General features: G+C 57.3%; 1 protein-coding gene. It reads left to right on the top strand.

The window, feature by feature from the left end:
* Positions 1-128 precede the first annotated feature (128 nt).
* Positions 129-425, top strand: a complete 297-nt coding sequence (locus HYI44_RS29205) for a hypothetical protein (protein ID WP_225571218.1) — start codon at positions 129-131, stop codon at positions 423-425.
* Positions 426-510: the final 85 nt, after the last annotated feature.

Genomic DNA, 510 nt, shown 5'->3' with positions numbered 1-510 from the left:
GCGCTGCAACTGGCTGAAGAGTTGGCCGACCAACAGGCTCAAGCGCGAATCATCCAGCAAGGAATACCGGTGGACGGCGCCTCGGCGCGTGAGCTGCTGATGGCGAAATTTGGCAAGAGGACTGCGCAATGACCGACAAGATGCGTGAAGAGTTCGAGGCGGCCATCGCCGAAGAGGCAGGCCAGCCACTGGTCGCGATCCAGCTAAGTCGGATGGCGGATAGCTATTCCACCAGCGCACTGATTTACGCGTGGTGGGCATGGCAGCAGTCCCGTAAGGCGCTGGTGATCAAGCTACCAGACCGATTTTCGGAGACTTACCAAGACTATTTCGATGACGTTGAGGGCGGCTGCTTTAACGAATCGAAGTTCATCAACGATTTGCACAAGACCCTTGAAGCCGCCGGCCTGAAGGTGAAGCCATGAACATCGCAATCACAGCAGCCTGCACCCTGGCTGGTTTCTCCATTGGCGTGTTCTGCGTCCTGATCACAATGGCGGTGACGGCATG

This window comes from Pseudomonas sp. Y24-6 (assembly GCF_020295325.1).
Lineage (GTDB): Bacteria > Pseudomonadota > Gammaproteobacteria > Pseudomonadales > Pseudomonadaceae > Aquipseudomonas > Aquipseudomonas gregormendelii.
Note: the sequence above shows the minus strand (reverse complement) of the source record. Positions and strands in the feature narration are given on the sequence as shown.

Coding starts and splice junctions, on each gene's coding strand:
- HYI44_RS29205 (WP_225571218.1), top strand. CDS start 129: ATGACCGACAAGATGCGTGAAGAGTTCGAGGCGGCCATCGCCGAAGAG.